8 protein-coding genes are annotated in these 15,668 nt (G+C 39.6%); 6 read left to right on the top strand and 2 right to left on the bottom strand.

Annotated elements, in window-relative coordinates; all coding sequences use genetic code 11:
* The first annotated feature begins 12 nt into the window (after positions 1 to 12).
* From FW778_RS03980 to FW778_RS03970, 3 genes are read left to right on the top strand one after another with little or no spacing between them, the layout of a single operon-like run.
* Entirely contained in the window at positions 13 to 1,164 is a 1,152-nt protein-coding gene (locus FW778_RS03980) for a glycoside hydrolase family 88/105 protein (RefSeq protein WP_150413291.1), read from the top strand.
* On the top strand, positions 1,164 to 3,188 hold the full coding sequence (locus FW778_RS03975) for an NPCBM/NEW2 domain-containing protein (protein ID WP_150413290.1): 2,025 nt from the start codon (positions 1,164 to 1,166) through the stop codon (positions 3,186 to 3,188). Before FW778_RS03980 ends, FW778_RS03975 begins: the two co-directional genes overlap by 1 nt.
* A gap of 29 nt (positions 3,189 to 3,217) precedes the next feature.
* Positions 3,218 to 5,515, top strand: a complete 2,298-nt coding sequence (locus tag FW778_RS03970) for a GH92 family glycosyl hydrolase (RefSeq protein WP_150413289.1) — start codon at positions 3,218 to 3,220, stop codon at positions 5,513 to 5,515.
* 148 nt (positions 5,516 to 5,663) lie between these two features.
* Here the strand turns inward: FW778_RS03970 and FW778_RS03965 are convergent, their stop codons facing one another.
* Both FW778_RS03965 and FW778_RS03960 read right to left on the bottom strand, forming a co-directional pair.
* On the bottom strand, positions 5,664 to 6,758 hold the full coding sequence (locus FW778_RS03965) for a GTP-binding protein (RefSeq protein WP_150413288.1): 1,095 nt from the start codon (positions 6,756 to 6,758) through the stop codon (positions 5,664 to 5,666).
* Positions 6,759 to 6,764: 6 nt separating this feature from the next.
* Positions 6,765 to 9,458 carry a GH116 family glycosyl-hydrolase gene (locus tag FW778_RS03960; RefSeq protein ID WP_150413287.1) on the bottom strand — a complete coding sequence of 898 codons (2,694 nt, stop codon included), beginning with the start codon at positions 9,456 to 9,458 and terminating at the stop codon, positions 6,765 to 6,767.
* Between the two features lie 383 nt (positions 9,459 to 9,841).
* On the opposite strand from FW778_RS03960, the gene FW778_RS03955 reads away from it, so the two are divergent.
* The 3 genes from FW778_RS03955 to FW778_RS03945 all read left to right on the top strand — a co-directional run bounded on the left by FW778_RS03955 (position 9,842) and on the right by FW778_RS03945 (position 15,646).
* Complete coding sequence (locus FW778_RS03955) at positions 9,842 to 12,268, top strand: glycoside hydrolase family 95 protein (RefSeq protein ID WP_150413286.1); 2,427 nt, start codon at positions 9,842 to 9,844, stop codon at positions 12,266 to 12,268.
* Complete coding sequence (locus FW778_RS03950) at positions 12,265 to 14,607, top strand: glycosyl hydrolase family 95 catalytic domain-containing protein (protein WP_150413285.1); 2,343 nt, start codon at positions 12,265 to 12,267, stop codon at positions 14,605 to 14,607. Before FW778_RS03955 ends, FW778_RS03950 begins: the two co-directional genes overlap by 4 nt.
* A gap of 253 nt (positions 14,608 to 14,860) precedes the next feature.
* Positions 14,861 to 15,646: a ThuA domain-containing protein gene (locus FW778_RS03945; protein ID WP_150413284.1), complete on the top strand. Its 786-nt coding sequence runs from the start codon at positions 14,861 to 14,863 to the stop codon at positions 15,644 to 15,646.
* The last annotated feature ends 22 nt before the right edge of the window (positions 15,647 to 15,668 follow it).

Below are 15,668 nucleotides of genomic sequence, written 5' to 3'. Positions count from 1 at the left end.
AATGGAAGACGCATGAAACAAAAAATTAAAATATTTTTTATTGGAGTATTCCTTCTCATTTCATCTTCTCTCTTTGCACAAAACTGGGTAGATTCGGTGGATGCTTATGGAAGAGAAGTGTACATGCCTGCAGAAAAATACAAATGGGATTGGGGACAGGCAACATTTTTAAATTCATTAATCCATTTGTATAATTATAAATCGGCAACTGGTAAAGAAAAATACCTGGCCTATATTAAAACTGCAATGGACGCCACTTACAATGTAGCGAATGGCAAACATCCAAATGCGGTTGCGTCTGGGATTGGTATGGCTTTTTTGGCAAGAATAACCGGTGAAGAAAAATACCGCAACAAGGCAATTGATATTTACAACGACTTTCTTAAAACGCCGCGGGCGCCAAACGGTGGTGTTTCTCATAGAGTAGAAACAGTTGAGTTATGGGATGATACCATTTATATGATCAGCATGTTTCTGTTAGAAATGTATCGCCTTACGGGCGATGAAAGATATATTGCTGATTTTGCTGCACAGGTTAAGGCACATAGTGAAAAATTAGCTGATAAAACGTGGGGACTTTGGTATCATGGCTGGGATGCTGATAATAAAAACTATGATGATAAATGCAGCATGGCAGGCTGGCCTGATAGTGTAACAAGAAGAAGCAGCCAGTTTTGGGGACGCGGTAACGGTTGGGTAACGATGGCGCTCGCTGATGCGCTGCATACAATTCCGAAAAAATCAAAATACTGGCGACCCCTTGAAGTTGAGTTTAAGAAAATTTTAAAAAATCTTCCGGCACTTCAAAATAAAATAACAGGCCACTGGTACCAGCTCCCGATTTTTCCCGGAGACCCTTTGAACTTCCAGGAAAGTTCATGCACTGCTATGTTTTCTTATGCAATCACGATGGGGCTTGAAATGAAAATACTTAACGAAAAAATTTACAAGCCGCTTATTGAGCGTTCCTATAAGGGATTACAACAATATAGTTTAAGTAAGATGGATGGGCCTTATCTAATTCCTTCCCAGGTATGCGGAGGTACGTGCATCGGCGATAAAAATTATTACTTCAACAGGAAAAAAACAATGGGAACAGGTTTTGGTCTTGGATCTTTTATCATGTTCGGGCTGGAATATAACAATCTTAATAGCATAAAGTAATGAAGAAAACCAGGGTTAAAGCTTGGCTTGTTTTATTGATGTCGATATTTGTTTCATCGAGCGCATATACGCAGTCACTCAAAAAAGTTTGGCTTGATGACCTGGATATTCAATCTTTTTCTCAAAGCATTCGCCCCGTTCAGGCAAAAACAAATTATAGCCATGATTCAATTTATATTAATGGCAACTTTTATGAAAGAGGGGTAGGCGCACAATCGGTGTGTATTCTTTTTTTTCAACTAAACAAGCATGCGAAGCGGTTTACAGGAATCGTTGGCGCCGACGATAAGGGTAATAAAGATATCGCCATTAAGTTTTATGTTATTGGTGATAGAAAAATACTCTTTGAAAGTGGAGAAATGAAAATTGGTGATGCTCCCGAAAAAGTAACGGTAGACCTTACAGGGATAGAGCGACTTGGTTTACTGGTTACTGATTCTATAGGTGGGATACGTAATAAAAGAACGTATTGTGATTGGGCCAATGCGCAATTAGAAATGTATGATGATTACTTGCCGCAGCAAATTCCCAATAATGGTAAAAAATATATTCTTACTCCTGCACCGCCGAAAAAACCACGGATTAATTCAGCAAAAGTGTTTGGTACCACTCCGGGTAATCCATTTTTTTATACCATGGCCGCAACCGGTGAACGTCCCATTCAATTTGAGGTTGAAAATTTACCTGCCGGACTTTCTGTTAACCGGCAAACGGGTGTTATAACGGGGAAGGTTAACCGAAGAGGTATTTATTCAGCAATATTAAGGGCGAAAAATAAATTTGGCGAGGCAACGCAGGAATTAATAATTAAAATTGGTGATACGATAGCCCTCACTCCTCCTCTCGGCTGGAATGGCTGGAATGCATTGGCAGGTCGTTTAAATAAAAAAAATGTAATGGCCTCAGCACATGCAATGGTAACATCAGGTTTACGCGATCACGGCTGGAGTTATATTAATATTGATGATAGCTGGCAGGGAAAGAGAGAGAAACCGTTAGATGCTCTTCAGCCAAATGAAAACTTTAGCAACATACAAAAAATGGTGGATGAAATCCATTCCTTGGGATTAAAAGCCGGTATTTACTCAACGCCTTACATTTCGAGTTATGGCAGTTATGTGGGTGGCTCATCTGAATTTCCACATGGCGGAGAAACGCATGATCTTATCAAAATAAATCATCAGCCTTATATGCATATCGGCAAATACAGGTTTGAAACTAATGATGCGAAACAAATGGCGGAATGGGGTTTTGATTTTTTGAAATATGATTGGCGCATAGACGTCAATTCTGCTCAACGGATGCAGGACGCATTAAAGCGGTCGGGGAGAGATATTGTTTTTAGTTTATCTAATAACGCTCCGTTTGAAAAGGTAAACGATTGGATACGGGTATCCAATATGTATCGCACCGGTCCCGACATTCGTGATAGCTGGAACGATCTGTATATGTTGGCATTTACGTTAGATAAATGGGGCCCTTACGGTGGGCCCGGTCACTGGAATGACCCTGATATGATGGTTGTTGGGAAAGTCGCTACTGGGCTGGAACTTCACCCTACGCGGTTAACGCCCGATGAGCAATACAGTCATGTAAGTATCTATAGTTTGCTGGCTGCGCCGATGCTGATCGGGTGTGAGCTTGATAAACTTGACGCGTTTACATTGAACTTATTATCTAATGATGAAGTGCTGGCAATTAACCAGGATCCTCTTGGTAAGCCCGCAAGATTATTGAATGAAGAAGACGGAGTGCAACTGTGGGTGAAGCCAATGGAAGATGGATCTTATGCTGCAGGCTTATTTAATACAGATGGTTACGGCACCACCCCTCAATCGTATTTCCGGTGGGGCGATGAAAGAGAAAAATTATTTGAATTCGATTTCGGTAAAGTTGGTTTAGAAGGAAAATGGAAATTGAGAGATGTATGGAGACAAAAAGATTTGGGTGAGCGTAACGGATCTTTTAAAACGAATATCCCGTATCATGGAGTGGTGTTGCTCCGGATGTTCCCGGTTCAATAATACTGCTAAAAGCCTGTAAAGTCTAATTCATGAGGGGACTAAAATTATTTTTGATAGGTTGTTTTGTGTTGTGCCGGTTTTTACTGCAGGCGCAGAAAGATTTTACAAAATATGCGTTACCTCTTGTCAGCACACAAAATGAGTATCAGTTCTCTAACGGTAACGTGTATCCGTGTATTGGGTTACCATTTGCAATGAACCACTGGAGCCCGCAAACTGCATTAAACGGGGAAAGATGGCAATATTCCTACAACGCACACCAGATAACCGGTTTGAAAGAAACCCATCAACCAAGCCCATGGGTGGGCGATTATGGGCAGTTATCATTATTACCTACTGTTGGAGAAAAGAAGTTTTTAGAAAAAGACCGGCAAAGCTGGTTTTCGCATAAAACGGAAATAGCAGCGCCCGATTACTATAAAGTTTATCTCGCGGATTATAATGTTACGGCTGAACTTGCGCCGAGTGAAAGAGGATGTATGATGCAATTTATTTTTCCCGAAACGAGTGAGGCTAACGTAGTCATAGACGCTTTTGACCAGGAATCATTTGTAAAAGTTATTCCGGGAGAAAATGAGATTATTGGGTATACCACCCAGCATAGTGGCGGTAAGAAATTGCTGCCTGGAAATTTTAAAAATTTTTTCATAATCAAATTTGATAAACCATTTAAGAACTATTCAACGTGGCTGGACACTTCTTTCGTTGGGGATGTAAAAGAAGTTAAAGGAAAGCGCACAGGCGTGGTAGTTACATTTAATACAACTGCCAATGAAAAAGTTATCGCCAGGATTGCTTCCTCTTTCATCAGTCAGGGACAGGCGCAACTGAACCTGTCCCGTGAAATAGGCAATAAAACTTTTAAACAGGTAAAAGAAAAAGGAAAACAAGCCTGGAACAAATACCTGTCAAAATTTGTGGTGGAAGATAATAGACTGGATGACCTGGATCATGTACGAATGTTTTATACAGCTTTGTATAGGATGCTACTATATCCAAGAGAATTTTTTGAATATGATACCCGCGGAAGAATAATGCATTATAGTCCATATAACGGGAAAGTGTTGCCAGGCAGAATGTACACTGACAATGGATTCTGGGATACTTTTCGTGCCGAGCATCCTTTTTTCACACTCTTCCTGCCTGGTGTAAGTAAACATATATTGGAAGGATTGGCCAATACCTATAAAGAAAGTGGATGGCTTCCTGAATGGGCGTCTCCGGGGCATATTAAAGTTATGATCGGATCCAACTCTGCTTCCATTATTGCATCTGCATATCTTAATGGAATTAAGGATGTTGATATTAATACTTTGTGGAATGCTACATACAAAAATGCTTATCATGTACATCCGGTATTATCGTCTGTAGGAAGAGCGGGTGTGATGGAATACAACAAGCTTGGTTATGTTCCTTATGACGTGATCAATGAAAGTGCAGCCCGAACACTGGAGTATGCCTATGATGATTTTTGCATGTATAAGCTCGCTCAAAGTCTGCATAAGTCCCCGGATATTATAGCAACTTTCCGTAAAAGGGCTTTTAATTATAAAAATCTTTTTTACCCAAAATACAATTTAATGGCAGGGCGGCATTCTAACGGGAATTTTCGCTCGGATTTTAATCCATTCTCCTGGGGGGGCGATTTTACCGAAGGAAACAGCTGGCAATATTCATGGAGTGTAATGCAAGACCCTTCAGGACTTGCAAAATTAATGGGCGGCAGAAAAATATTTGTAGAAATGCTGGATTCTGTTTTTAAAATGCCGCCGGTGTTTGATTATAAAAACTATGGCAAAGTAATTCATGAAATGCGTGAAATGCAAACGATAGGCTTTGGCCAATATGCCCACGGCAATGAACCTATTCAGCATATGATTTACCTCTATGATTGGGCTGGACAACCATGGAAATCCCAATATTGGGCAAGGCAGGTAATGGACAGATTGTATCAACCAACAGCTGATGGGTATTGCGGGGATGAAGACAACGGCCAAACATCTGCATGGTATGTATTTTCCGCACTGGGCTTTTACCCGGTTTGCCCGGTAATTGGCGAGTTTGCCATTGGGTCTCCCTTATTCAGAAAAGTAAAAATCAGGTTACCTAACGGTAAAACGCTTATCATAAACGCAAATAAAAACAACGAGGAAAATGTGTATTTGAAAAGTATTAGTGTAAATAAAATAATATGGGATAAAAATTATTTTACCCGTGGCCAGCTTCAGCAGGGGGGTATAGTGAATTTTCAAATGACTTCGAAACCAAACCAACTGAAAGGAACTAAAGAGAAAGATTTTCCTTTTTCACTTTCAAATGAAAAATAGCAAGCTTGAAAAACTTAATAAACTCCTTTCATGTATTAATTACCCTGAATAATATTCTAAAATAAAAAACGGTTACTAACGGCAGTTGACTATTGTATTGAAAAAGAAATGGTGAAAAGCGTTGGATATCCTTTTAGGGGATTATTTGCTATCCTGCAATCCGGTGCGTTGGCCTGGGATAACCTGGTTTAAATACAGACAAATTATATTCAATGATCTTACAATGAGCTGAGAGTTCTGTTTCAATAACGGCATCTGCAATAATTTTCTGCAGCAAGGAGGGCGAAACCTGTACCCTTGCATTGATAAGGAGAATAATTCTGTCAGTTTCCGGGCGATTGGTCACGATATCATTTAGGTCTGCAGCAATTGCATTGAAACTTATTTTTCTTTGTTCATTTCCATCATCCATTAAAAATTTTAAATGCCCAATCGAATAGCCGTGATCCGTTAGTTTAGTATATATTGTATTCATTAAAAAACGGGCCGAGGCAACAGCACTTTTATCTTTGGTTACAATTCCTATTTCTTCATCCAGCCACGCAAGTTCAGCTTCGCCAGCTCCATATATGTCATAATCTATTTCAGGAGCTGAACGCAAGGATGCATTATGAAAATTATTGGTAATCAATTGTGTCCAATGCGTTACACTTTCTTCTGACAAAGAGTTTTGATAGAGTATTATTTTATCGCCATATTCATTAGCAATTAATTTTTTTGCCAGTGCTAATTGCGCATCATTTAACAGATCAATTTTATTTACAACAATAATATCTGCTTCTTCCAATTGTTTTTCATAGATATAATTTACATTATCATAAAAAACGTGCTTTTCACTTTTCAAAAATTGTATAAGCAGCCTGGCATCAGCAAACACTGATAATACGATTTCATACTTACCGGCATTAAAACTTAATAAAGGATTGATAACAGTAGCTGCAAGATCAGTACAGGAACCTACTGATTCTGCAAATATGATATCGGAATTGTTGCCAAAAATTAAATTATGAATACTTTCTTGCAGGTCTTCATAATTACAACAAAAGCAACCCCCGGAAACTTCTTCAGAAGGTATATTGAGGCTTTTGATAAACAGACTATCAACCTGCTGTGTTCCCTGGTCATTGGTAATTACACCGACTTTCTTTTTTGCATTAAATAAATATTTCGCGGCTTCCGCTATTGCTGTAGTTTTTCCGCTTCCCAAAAATCCTCCAACCAGACACAATTTCACCCTGCTCATTTTTGACTAACTGATTTTTATTGATAAAGATTCGCCAGCATTAATTAATTCAGCATTATTAAAACTAATCTCACAGAGCGTATCCGTTTGTTTAAAATGATTGCTAATAATTTTTTTACCAATCATTACTTCCACATTATTTGCTTTTTGATTTTTATCAAGGTTTGCAAAGAATTTTCTTAGACTCAGCCTACCATGCTTAATTTCTAATTGTGCTTTAAATGAGTTCTGATCTCTTTGTTGACTGTAAGTTCCCCAACCTTCGGCAACAGTGAAGGGCGCCTTAAAGTTTTCCGGTGATAGCTTAGGGGAGAAACCGATATATCCTTTTGGTCCATGATAAGTAAAGCCGCAGGCGCTTATGAATGTACCGTAGCTGGCCATTGCCCGGCCATAATGATCACTGCATTCAACCTCATTAAAAGGGTTGCGTTTGTAAGCGTGGTAACGGTCATGGATAGACCGGGTAAGCACTAAAGACTCCTGGTGCATTCCTTCTGCCATCATGTGCGACGCAACCTGGTGTTCAAAGCCACTCATGCATTCGCTGAAATAGCCAACCTGCCATGCTTTGGCGTTGCCATACGGGTTAATGTCATTGCCGGGGTTGGTATTCATTATCATGCCACCTTCGCCGGCTAGAGCATAAAAACGGCCGCCGGGATGTTTTGCAATGTAAGGCCCAACATCGGGCATGTAATTATATTTCCAAAGGGCCCGTAAGGCGCTCATCGTTTTTTCTTTACTTAAAATTCTTCCAAGGTTAACCTGCCACGCCCAGCATTGGCCATATACCTGGTCAATGTGACATGTATTAAACGAACCAATTTCTTTTTTACCTACAGTTGGATCGGGACGATGGATGAAGTACTCCCCATTGAAAAGATAGGTCTCCATGTTCCTGCTTCCCTTGTCAACATATTGCCTGCACCGGGTGGTAAAATCTTTATCATTCATTTCTTCTGCCATCGCTTGCCCGGCACGCACAGCGGCAATACATAAACCTACGATCCATGAAATTTCTCCGTGCCACAAAGCATCCAGCGTATTCTCCATAGGGGTATCTTCCATGCCATCCTGGTTTTTATCCTGCATAATTACAAATTCTACTGCCTTTTTTATTTTGGGCCAGTTCCTTTGCAAAAAAGTATTATCGCTGTTCATCTGGTGTTCCCTGTAAATACGTAAAATGGTACCGGCCTGTCCATCAATAGAAGGACCTGTTTTTTCACCACGTATGCGTATCATGCCGGTAGTACCGTCATAGCCTATTCCCAGGTCAACACGTTCTCTCGTATCTCTTTCCAGTTCAGGAAAAATCCTCGACACTGCATGTGCGTATTGATAAACATGCGTACAATTTCCATGGCAGCAACCTACACCTTCCCAGGCATAATACCTGCCCGATTGAAACCGGTGTGTTGAAGAAGTTGCTATCGCAGAAATATTTAAAAATGTTCTTTCGAGAAACCACCAGGGCAAAGTGCTATCGTACCAGGTTTCTTTCCAAAGAAAGGTCTGACGCTTTAACGATGGAAAGTTTTGTGCAATGTAGGCTGCTACTGATGCGGCACTATCACAGTGATTAGTATAATAATGCAAATCCGCATCCGTAACAGTCATGTCTTTATGACCATCGTTGTAATGAAAATCTATATTAGGCGTATACCACGAAATGATAAAATCGATAACAAGTTCCCCGCCGGGCTCTAATTTATTATTGTTTATGATACCTGCCATCGGTGAATTATCTGACAACTTTACAAGGTCTTTAATTTTAAAAGCTGCCGGGTCTTTGCTGGTATTAATGTCATCTATGCAAAGAGCATTTTTTGAAAGTGTTGCAAAAAACATATTGCCATAATCAGGAGTTTTTTCCAGTTCATGATTAACAGTCGTGCACTGAAGTGCAACTCCTTTATAGGATTGCGTTTCTTCCACTTTATTTATTCTATCGAAATCAGTATGTTGTTTTTCAGTAGCAGATAATATTTTATTCTCCAGCCAACCTAACACTTCAACTTCAATAGAATTACCTGATAAATTTTTTATTGAAATAGATTGAATGGTAGCCGGCATTCCGCTGTCCTTTGCATTTCCGGGAATGAAAGGCGAGAAAGCCCTGAGTGTTACTTCCAAAGGTAGATTTTGATCAATATATTTTATAGTAGCAACAGGGTAAGTAGCTTCAAAGGTAACTTCATCCCAGTCGTCCTGCTGAAGCCTCTTAATAATCTCAGATCCGTTTTGTTTAATGGAAAGGGCAAATCCCTGCTGCAGCGGGCTTGCTTCAGTCAATGGCTCGAGGTATAAGGTGCCATCAGCATTACTTATTTCTTTTTTATGAAAGCCTTCTAATTTAATTGGAAGTGTTTTGGTTATAACACCCAGTTGGTTCTGATTAAAAATATCCCACAACCAAAGCCTTCCGTCACCGCCTACATACACCCCGCCACAACATATACCACCCACCGGCATTCCGATATAACGAAGTTCGTTTTTAGTTTTCGAGTAGGTGGTGGCGTTACCCCGGTCATATAGAGATTGCAGCCAACCGGAATCTAATTTTTTATCACTCGGAAAATGAGTATACAAAAAATCATCTTTGGTAAACGGCCCGGCAGTGAGTGGAAACCGCGGAGCAAAAAATCCTGCTGCGGTAAGCAGCCCGGTTGATTTTAAAAATTTACGCCTTTCCATATTATTATGATATTGAGGTAAAATAATTTAAGTGAATGTGCATCCTTATTTTTTTTCAAAGGCTAATAGAATCGTATTTATATTCGAAAATTTATGTTTCAAATCTTTTAAAAAAAAATGATAAAGATCAACCGTTTTCTTTCGTCCAGGCTCTCTTAACTCATGTGTATGAGATGCCTTTTCGGAAGTGATAATGAAAATACAGAAAGTTTTTCTTTCAGACCTCGATAGCAACAATTTCGCAAACGTTTCCGTACAAAAAAAAATCGAATATTGTAAAATGCATAATTTGTTGTGGAAACTTTTGCATAAATGAAATTATAAGATCAATCGGTAATTAATTCATGTATTGAAGAAAAAGCTTGATAAAACAACTTAATAAAATGAAAACAATTCTCTTTTCTCTTTTAGTTATTTATTCATCGGTTGGATGGTCACAAAATAATGATGTAGAGTTATGGTATAAAAGCCCTGCCAAAGATTGGAATGAAGCTTTGCCAATTGGGAACGGCCGCTTAGGGGCAATGGTCTTTGGAGAATATAATCATGAAAATATTCAGCTGAATGAAGAAAGTTTATGGGCTGGTTCTAAAATAGATAATAATAATCCCGGCGCAAAGAGTCATTTAAAAGAAATTCAACAGGCAATTTTTTCCGGAGATTATAAAAAAGGTTTGGAGTTATCCAATAAATATATGGTAGGTACTCCGCCCAATATAAGATCTTACCAACCGCTAGGTAATCTTTATATTAATTATGACTGGGGCGATAATGAGAAGCCAACATCATATAAAAGATCTTTGGACTTACATACAGGCATTGCAAAAACAGAATATATTATCAATGGAAATAAAGTTACCCAGGAAGTATTTGCATCTGCACCACAGGATATAATAATGGTAAGTATTACTGCTCAAAAAGAAATTAATGCTGAGTTTGTGTTATCTAGAAACTTTAAAGCAGATAATGAAAACAGGGGCAGGAGAAAAAAAGCAACATTTCCTGATACTTTATATGAAAACCGATATCACCAAACGAAGGGCCTTGCGTATTACAGCGGACAGATTATAGATAGTTATTCTCCATCACAGGGGCCTGCGGGTAAGCATATGCGTTATACTGCTGCCATGAAAATCCTTTCACTTGACGGAAGAATCACGGCATTCGCTTCGGATACTGCTGTTGGATATAATATCCATTCCGCTAAAAAAATTGTTATCCTGCTAACCGGTGCTACCAATTATAATATTAATAAGTTGGACATGGATAACCTGATCAATCCATTGACTATTTGTAACAAAATTTTAGCCAAAGCCGCCGGGTATAAGCCAGGAGAATTAAAAAAAATACAGATGCAGGATCATCGTTCCATGTTTGACCGGGTATCATTTTCTTTGGGGAAAGATTCTCTTCGTTCAATGGCTACAGATGAAAGATTAAACAGGATGAAAGAAGGAAAAACAGACAATCACCTTGTAGTTTTATATTACCAGGTGGGGCGATACCTGTTAATGAGTTCATCAAGGAGACCTGGCCGTTTACCTGCCAACCTCCAGGGCATTTGGAATGATTTATATTTCGCTCCATGGAATTCCGATTTTCATACCAATATCAACCTTCAAATGAATTATTGGCCGGCAGAATCGGGTAACCTTTCTGAAACGTCTGTTGTATTAACCAGCTTCCTTCGCAAGTTGACAGTGCCGGGGGCGGTTACTGCCAAAGAAATGTATAACGCTAATGGCTGGACGCTGCATCACCTTACGGATCCGTTTGGCAGAACAGGCGTTGCAGATGGTGTGTGGGGAATTACGCCTTTGGACGGATCGTGGATGACTTTTTCTGTTTATGAACATTTTCTATATACCCAGGACACGACTTTTCTTCGTAAGGTGGCCTATCCTTTAATTAAAGGCTCGGTTCAATTTGTGTTAGATTACCTGGTTAAATCACCCGAAGGATACTGGGTTACCAATCCTTCTCATTCGCCCGAAAATACATTCTACGTTCCCGGTACCGGTCAGAAAGAAAAATCGCAATTGTGTTATGCTCCCACTATTGACATTCACATTCTGAATACTTTGTTTAATAATTTCCGGGATGCCGCAAATATTCTAAAAACAGATAATAAATTAGTGCAAAAAGTAAAACAGGTCCAGGATCGATTACCTCCGTTACAGGTAGGCGCTAATGGTACCTTACAGGAATGGATACACGATTTTGATGAAGTGGATCCGGGCCACCGCCATATGTCGCATCTTTTGGGATTGTATCCCTTAAACCTCATTACTCCAAAAGATCCCGTAATTTTTGAAGCCGCCAGGAAAGCGTTGGAAAGAAGATTAGCTAATGGTGGGGGGCATGTTGGGTGGAGCAAAGCATGGATCGTAAGCCTGTATGCAAGATTGCTCGATCCGGAAAAAGCAGAGGATAACCTAAATGATTTACTAAGAAAAAGTACGCTTCCTAACGTATTTGATAATTATCCTCCTTTCCAGATAGATGCCAATTTTGGCGGGGCTGCGGCTATTGCAGAAATGTTGTTACAATCCCAAAATGGGGAAATTAATTTGCTTCCTGCACTGCCGCGGGAATGGAAAGATGGTTCTATTAATGGCTTGCGTGCAAGAGGGGCCTGTACCGTAAATATGGATTGGAAGAATGAAGTCCTTACAAAGGTTAGCATTAAATCTGATAAAGGAGGTTCTTATCTGATTCGATATAAAGAAAAAACGAAACGAATACAGCTTAAACGTGGCGAAAGAATAACTATGAATGCCGATCTCAGGACTGAAAAAATTAGATCATGAAACGAACTGACTTCATGCTGCTGGTTATACTTCTACTTAGTTATGCTAATACGTTTGGTCAGTCTAACCCTGCAACATCTGTGGTTAAACTCAATGTTAACTGGAAGCAGTTTCTGTCAAAGCAAGATCTTCTTTGGGATACTATGCCTGGGGATTATTTCGAGGGTCCCTTTGTGGGCAATGGTTTGCTGGGTACAATTATTTTCAAAGATGACAAGGATTCGAATACTTTACGTTTTGAAATAGGAAGAACAGATGTTTATGATCATCGAACGAAAGAAGCGAGCGCTTATGAGACGCCAAGGTTGCCAATAGGCCAATTATTATTGACTCCTGTTGGTAAAATTATAAAGACCCATATGCGTTGCGATCTGTGGAATGCTGAAATCAGGGGAGTGCTTACCACCACTGCAGGAATAATTTCTTTCCGCTGTTTTGTTCCGTCCCGGGAAGAATTGATTGTGCTAACGGTAAAGGCTAGTGGTAAAGAAAAAAATGCAAAATTTACTTTGCGTCCGCAACAGGCAGAAAGTCCCCGTTACATTTTTAAAAAACCAATCGGTGGCGAGAAAGGTGGTTACGACTATCAACAAAATCCATCCTTCAGGGTTGAGAAAATGGATGGAATTGAAGTGGTAACACAACCTCTTTTAAAGGGAGACGATTATGCCACCGCCTGGAGTGATCAAAAAAATGCTGATGGTTCACAAACCGTTTTGGTTACAGTTGCCAATCGATGGGGAAAGTATAGAAAACCTGCTTCTGGTTCAGCCATCGATGCTGTCGCCACTATAAAAGCAGGGCAAGAGAAAGCGATGGCAACAATGGAGAAAGCACATCGTGCATGGTGGCATGCATTCTATCCTGCCAGTTTTGTTACCCTTCCTGATACACGGCTGGAGAGCTTTTACTGGATTCAGTTGTATAAGCTGGGCAGCGCCACTCATCCCGGCTGTCCGGTAATTGACCTGCTTGGACCGTGGTTTAAATCAACATCATGGCCTTTACTTTGGATGAACCTTAATGTGCAACTTACTTATTATACTTTGGGGATTACCAATCACCCCGACCTGGAAGATAATTTATACCAATTGCTGGAAAGACATAAAGGACAGATGATACAAAATGTTCCGAAGGAATTTCAGAATGATTGTGCTGGAATCAGGAACCCGGTACAATATGATGATCTCTATGCGCCTTTATTCCTTACAGAAGATACAGCAGGCAAGGAGGCAATGAATTTGATAGTGCTGCCATGGCTAATGCAGGAATTCTATGTCCACAACAGGATGACAATGGATGACAACAGGCTTCGCAACAGTGTTTATCCTTTGTTGCGCCGGGCATTCAATGTATATATGCGTATACTGCATAAAGAAGGTGATGGTTTATACCACATTCCTTATACCTACTCTGATGAGTATGGTAATGCAAAAGAAACCAGCTTGAATATTGCTCTAGCCCGGTGGGGGTTTAAAACTTTAATATCTTGTGCCAGTCGCTTAAAAATTGATGATCCGCTACTTCACCCATGGAAAGAGATGTTGGCAAAAATGCAGGATTATAATGTCGATGATAATGGAATAATGGTAGGTAAAGATATGCCTTTTGCAAAACCGCATCGCCACTATAGCCACCTCTTTGCGATATTTCCTTTGTATGATATGAATATTGAAAATGACCAGGAACGTATTCCCCTGATGAAAAAATCTATTGAGCATTATACTGCACTGGATGGCGATAATTGTATTTATAAATTTTCAGGGGCTTCTTCTTTATGGGCGGCTTCAGGTGAAGGAGACAGTTCACTTAAATGGCTGAACAGGTCGCTGGAATTGCTTCCAAGATTTGGCGTTCCTCCTGCCCCGAAAAGGATACCTACACTTACGCAAAATACATTTTATAGTGAAAGAGAAAATCCAACTTTTGAATCTCCTATATCATCATCGCGAAGCATGCTGGATATGTTGATTCAAAGTTGGGGAGGAACGATTCGTGTATTTCCTGCCTGTCCTTCCACATGGAAAAATGCCAGTTTCTATAACCTGAGAACCGAAGGCGCTTTTTTAATAAGTGCCGTTCGTAACGACGGTAAAACGAAATTTATCCAGGTGAAGAGTCTTGCCGGTGAACCTTGTAAAATTAAATTGGATTTGTCAGCAAATATAAAATTGATTGGACCTAAGACCGCTAATATGCATTTGGAAAATGGGCTGATAGAACTAACCCTAAAAAAAGGGGAAGAAGCTATCATATATGCCGGTAAAAAACCAGAATCTTTTGAGATTTCACCCGTGCCGGAGAAACCAGGAGAAATGAATAGTTGGGGTGTACATTAGCTCGTGTTCCTTCTGAAGACCAGTATTAATTAAAAGCACTGCCAAGTGAAAAAATGAATGCAAACGTTTCCGTAACTTAATCCTTATTCATGTTTTGAAAAATATAAGTTTGTTATGGCGAATTTATTATAACGGTTGCTGTTAAACGCTAACAAGCTGTATTATTTTTTTCGGGAATAAATCTAAATCTTTCAATAGCTTGCTATAATAATTACCGCAATATTTTTTCAAGCCACCCTTAAAAAATAAAATAATGAAACATCAAACAAAAGCCGGGTACTTCCAAAGTATTCGAATAATATTAGTCACCATTGCATTTATGATCTTCAGTATAAGTGCTATTTCAGCAAAGCCAAAACCGAGGGTACTTGTATTTTATAAAACCGCCGGCTTTCACCACAGTTCTATTGCATTGGGCTTGTTAGCTATTCAAAAACTGGGTGCTGAAAATAAATTTGATGTAGATACCACTCTTGATGCAGATAAAATAAATTCAGAAAATTTAAAGCGATATAAAGCTGTAATTTTTTTAAGTACTACCGGCGATATTTTAAACGATGCGCAAAAAGAAGCCTTTAAAAAATACATTGAATCAGGTGGCGGATTCATGGGCATTCATGCAGCTACTGATTGTGAATACAACTGGCCATGGTATGGAAACCTTGTCGGGGCTTATTTTGGGGGCCACCCAGCGCAACAGGTTGCAACACTCAACATCGTAGATAAAACTAATATTTCAACCGAAGAACTACCGAATCCATGGATTCGAAAAGACGAGTGGTATAGTTTTAAATGGATGGCGACCGGGCTGCATGAACTGATCACTATAGACGAAAAAAGTTATAACCTCGGTAAAATAAAACCCATGGGTCATCACCCGATGGCGTGGTATCATGAGTATGACGGCGGAAGGTCTTTTTATACTGAATTAGGACATGTTGATGAATCTTATTCAGATCCTGTATACCTGCGACATATTCTCGGCGGAATAGTTTATGTTATGGGACTCAAGCATCATGGTAAACTTGAAGTTGAATAACTGAAACTAAATAATTACCTCT

Source organism: Ginsengibacter hankyongi (assembly GCF_008710285.1).
GTDB classification, from domain to species: Bacteria; Bacteroidota; Bacteroidia; order Chitinophagales; family Chitinophagaceae; genus Ginsengibacter; species Ginsengibacter hankyongi.
Note: the sequence above shows the minus strand (reverse complement) of the source record. Positions and strands in the feature narration are given on the sequence as shown.

Excerpts from the sequence above, each read along its gene's own strand:
- FW778_RS03980 (WP_150413291.1), top strand. The coding sequence starts at position 13 with ATGAAACAAAAAATTAAAATATTTTTTATTGGAGTATTCCTTCTCATT.
- FW778_RS03975 (WP_150413290.1), top strand. The coding sequence starts at position 1,164 with ATGAAGAAAACCAGGGTTAAAGCTTGGCTTGTTTTATTGATGTCGATA.
- FW778_RS03970 (WP_150413289.1), top strand. The coding sequence starts at position 3,218 with ATGAGGGGACTAAAATTATTTTTGATAGGTTGTTTTGTGTTGTGCCGG.
- FW778_RS03965 (WP_150413288.1), bottom strand. The coding sequence starts at position 6,758 with ATGAGCAGGGTGAAATTGTGTCTGGTTGGAGGATTTTTGGGAAGCGGA.
- FW778_RS03960 (WP_150413287.1), bottom strand. The coding sequence starts at position 9,458 with ATGGAAAGGCGTAAATTTTTAAAATCAACCGGGCTGCTTACCGCAGCA.
- FW778_RS03955 (WP_150413286.1), top strand. The coding sequence starts at position 9,842 with ATGAAAACAATTCTCTTTTCTCTTTTAGTTATTTATTCATCGGTTGGA.
- FW778_RS03950 (WP_150413285.1), top strand. The coding sequence starts at position 12,265 with ATGAAACGAACTGACTTCATGCTGCTGGTTATACTTCTACTTAGTTAT.
- FW778_RS03945 (WP_150413284.1), top strand. The coding sequence starts at position 14,861 with ATGAAACATCAAACAAAAGCCGGGTACTTCCAAAGTATTCGAATAATA.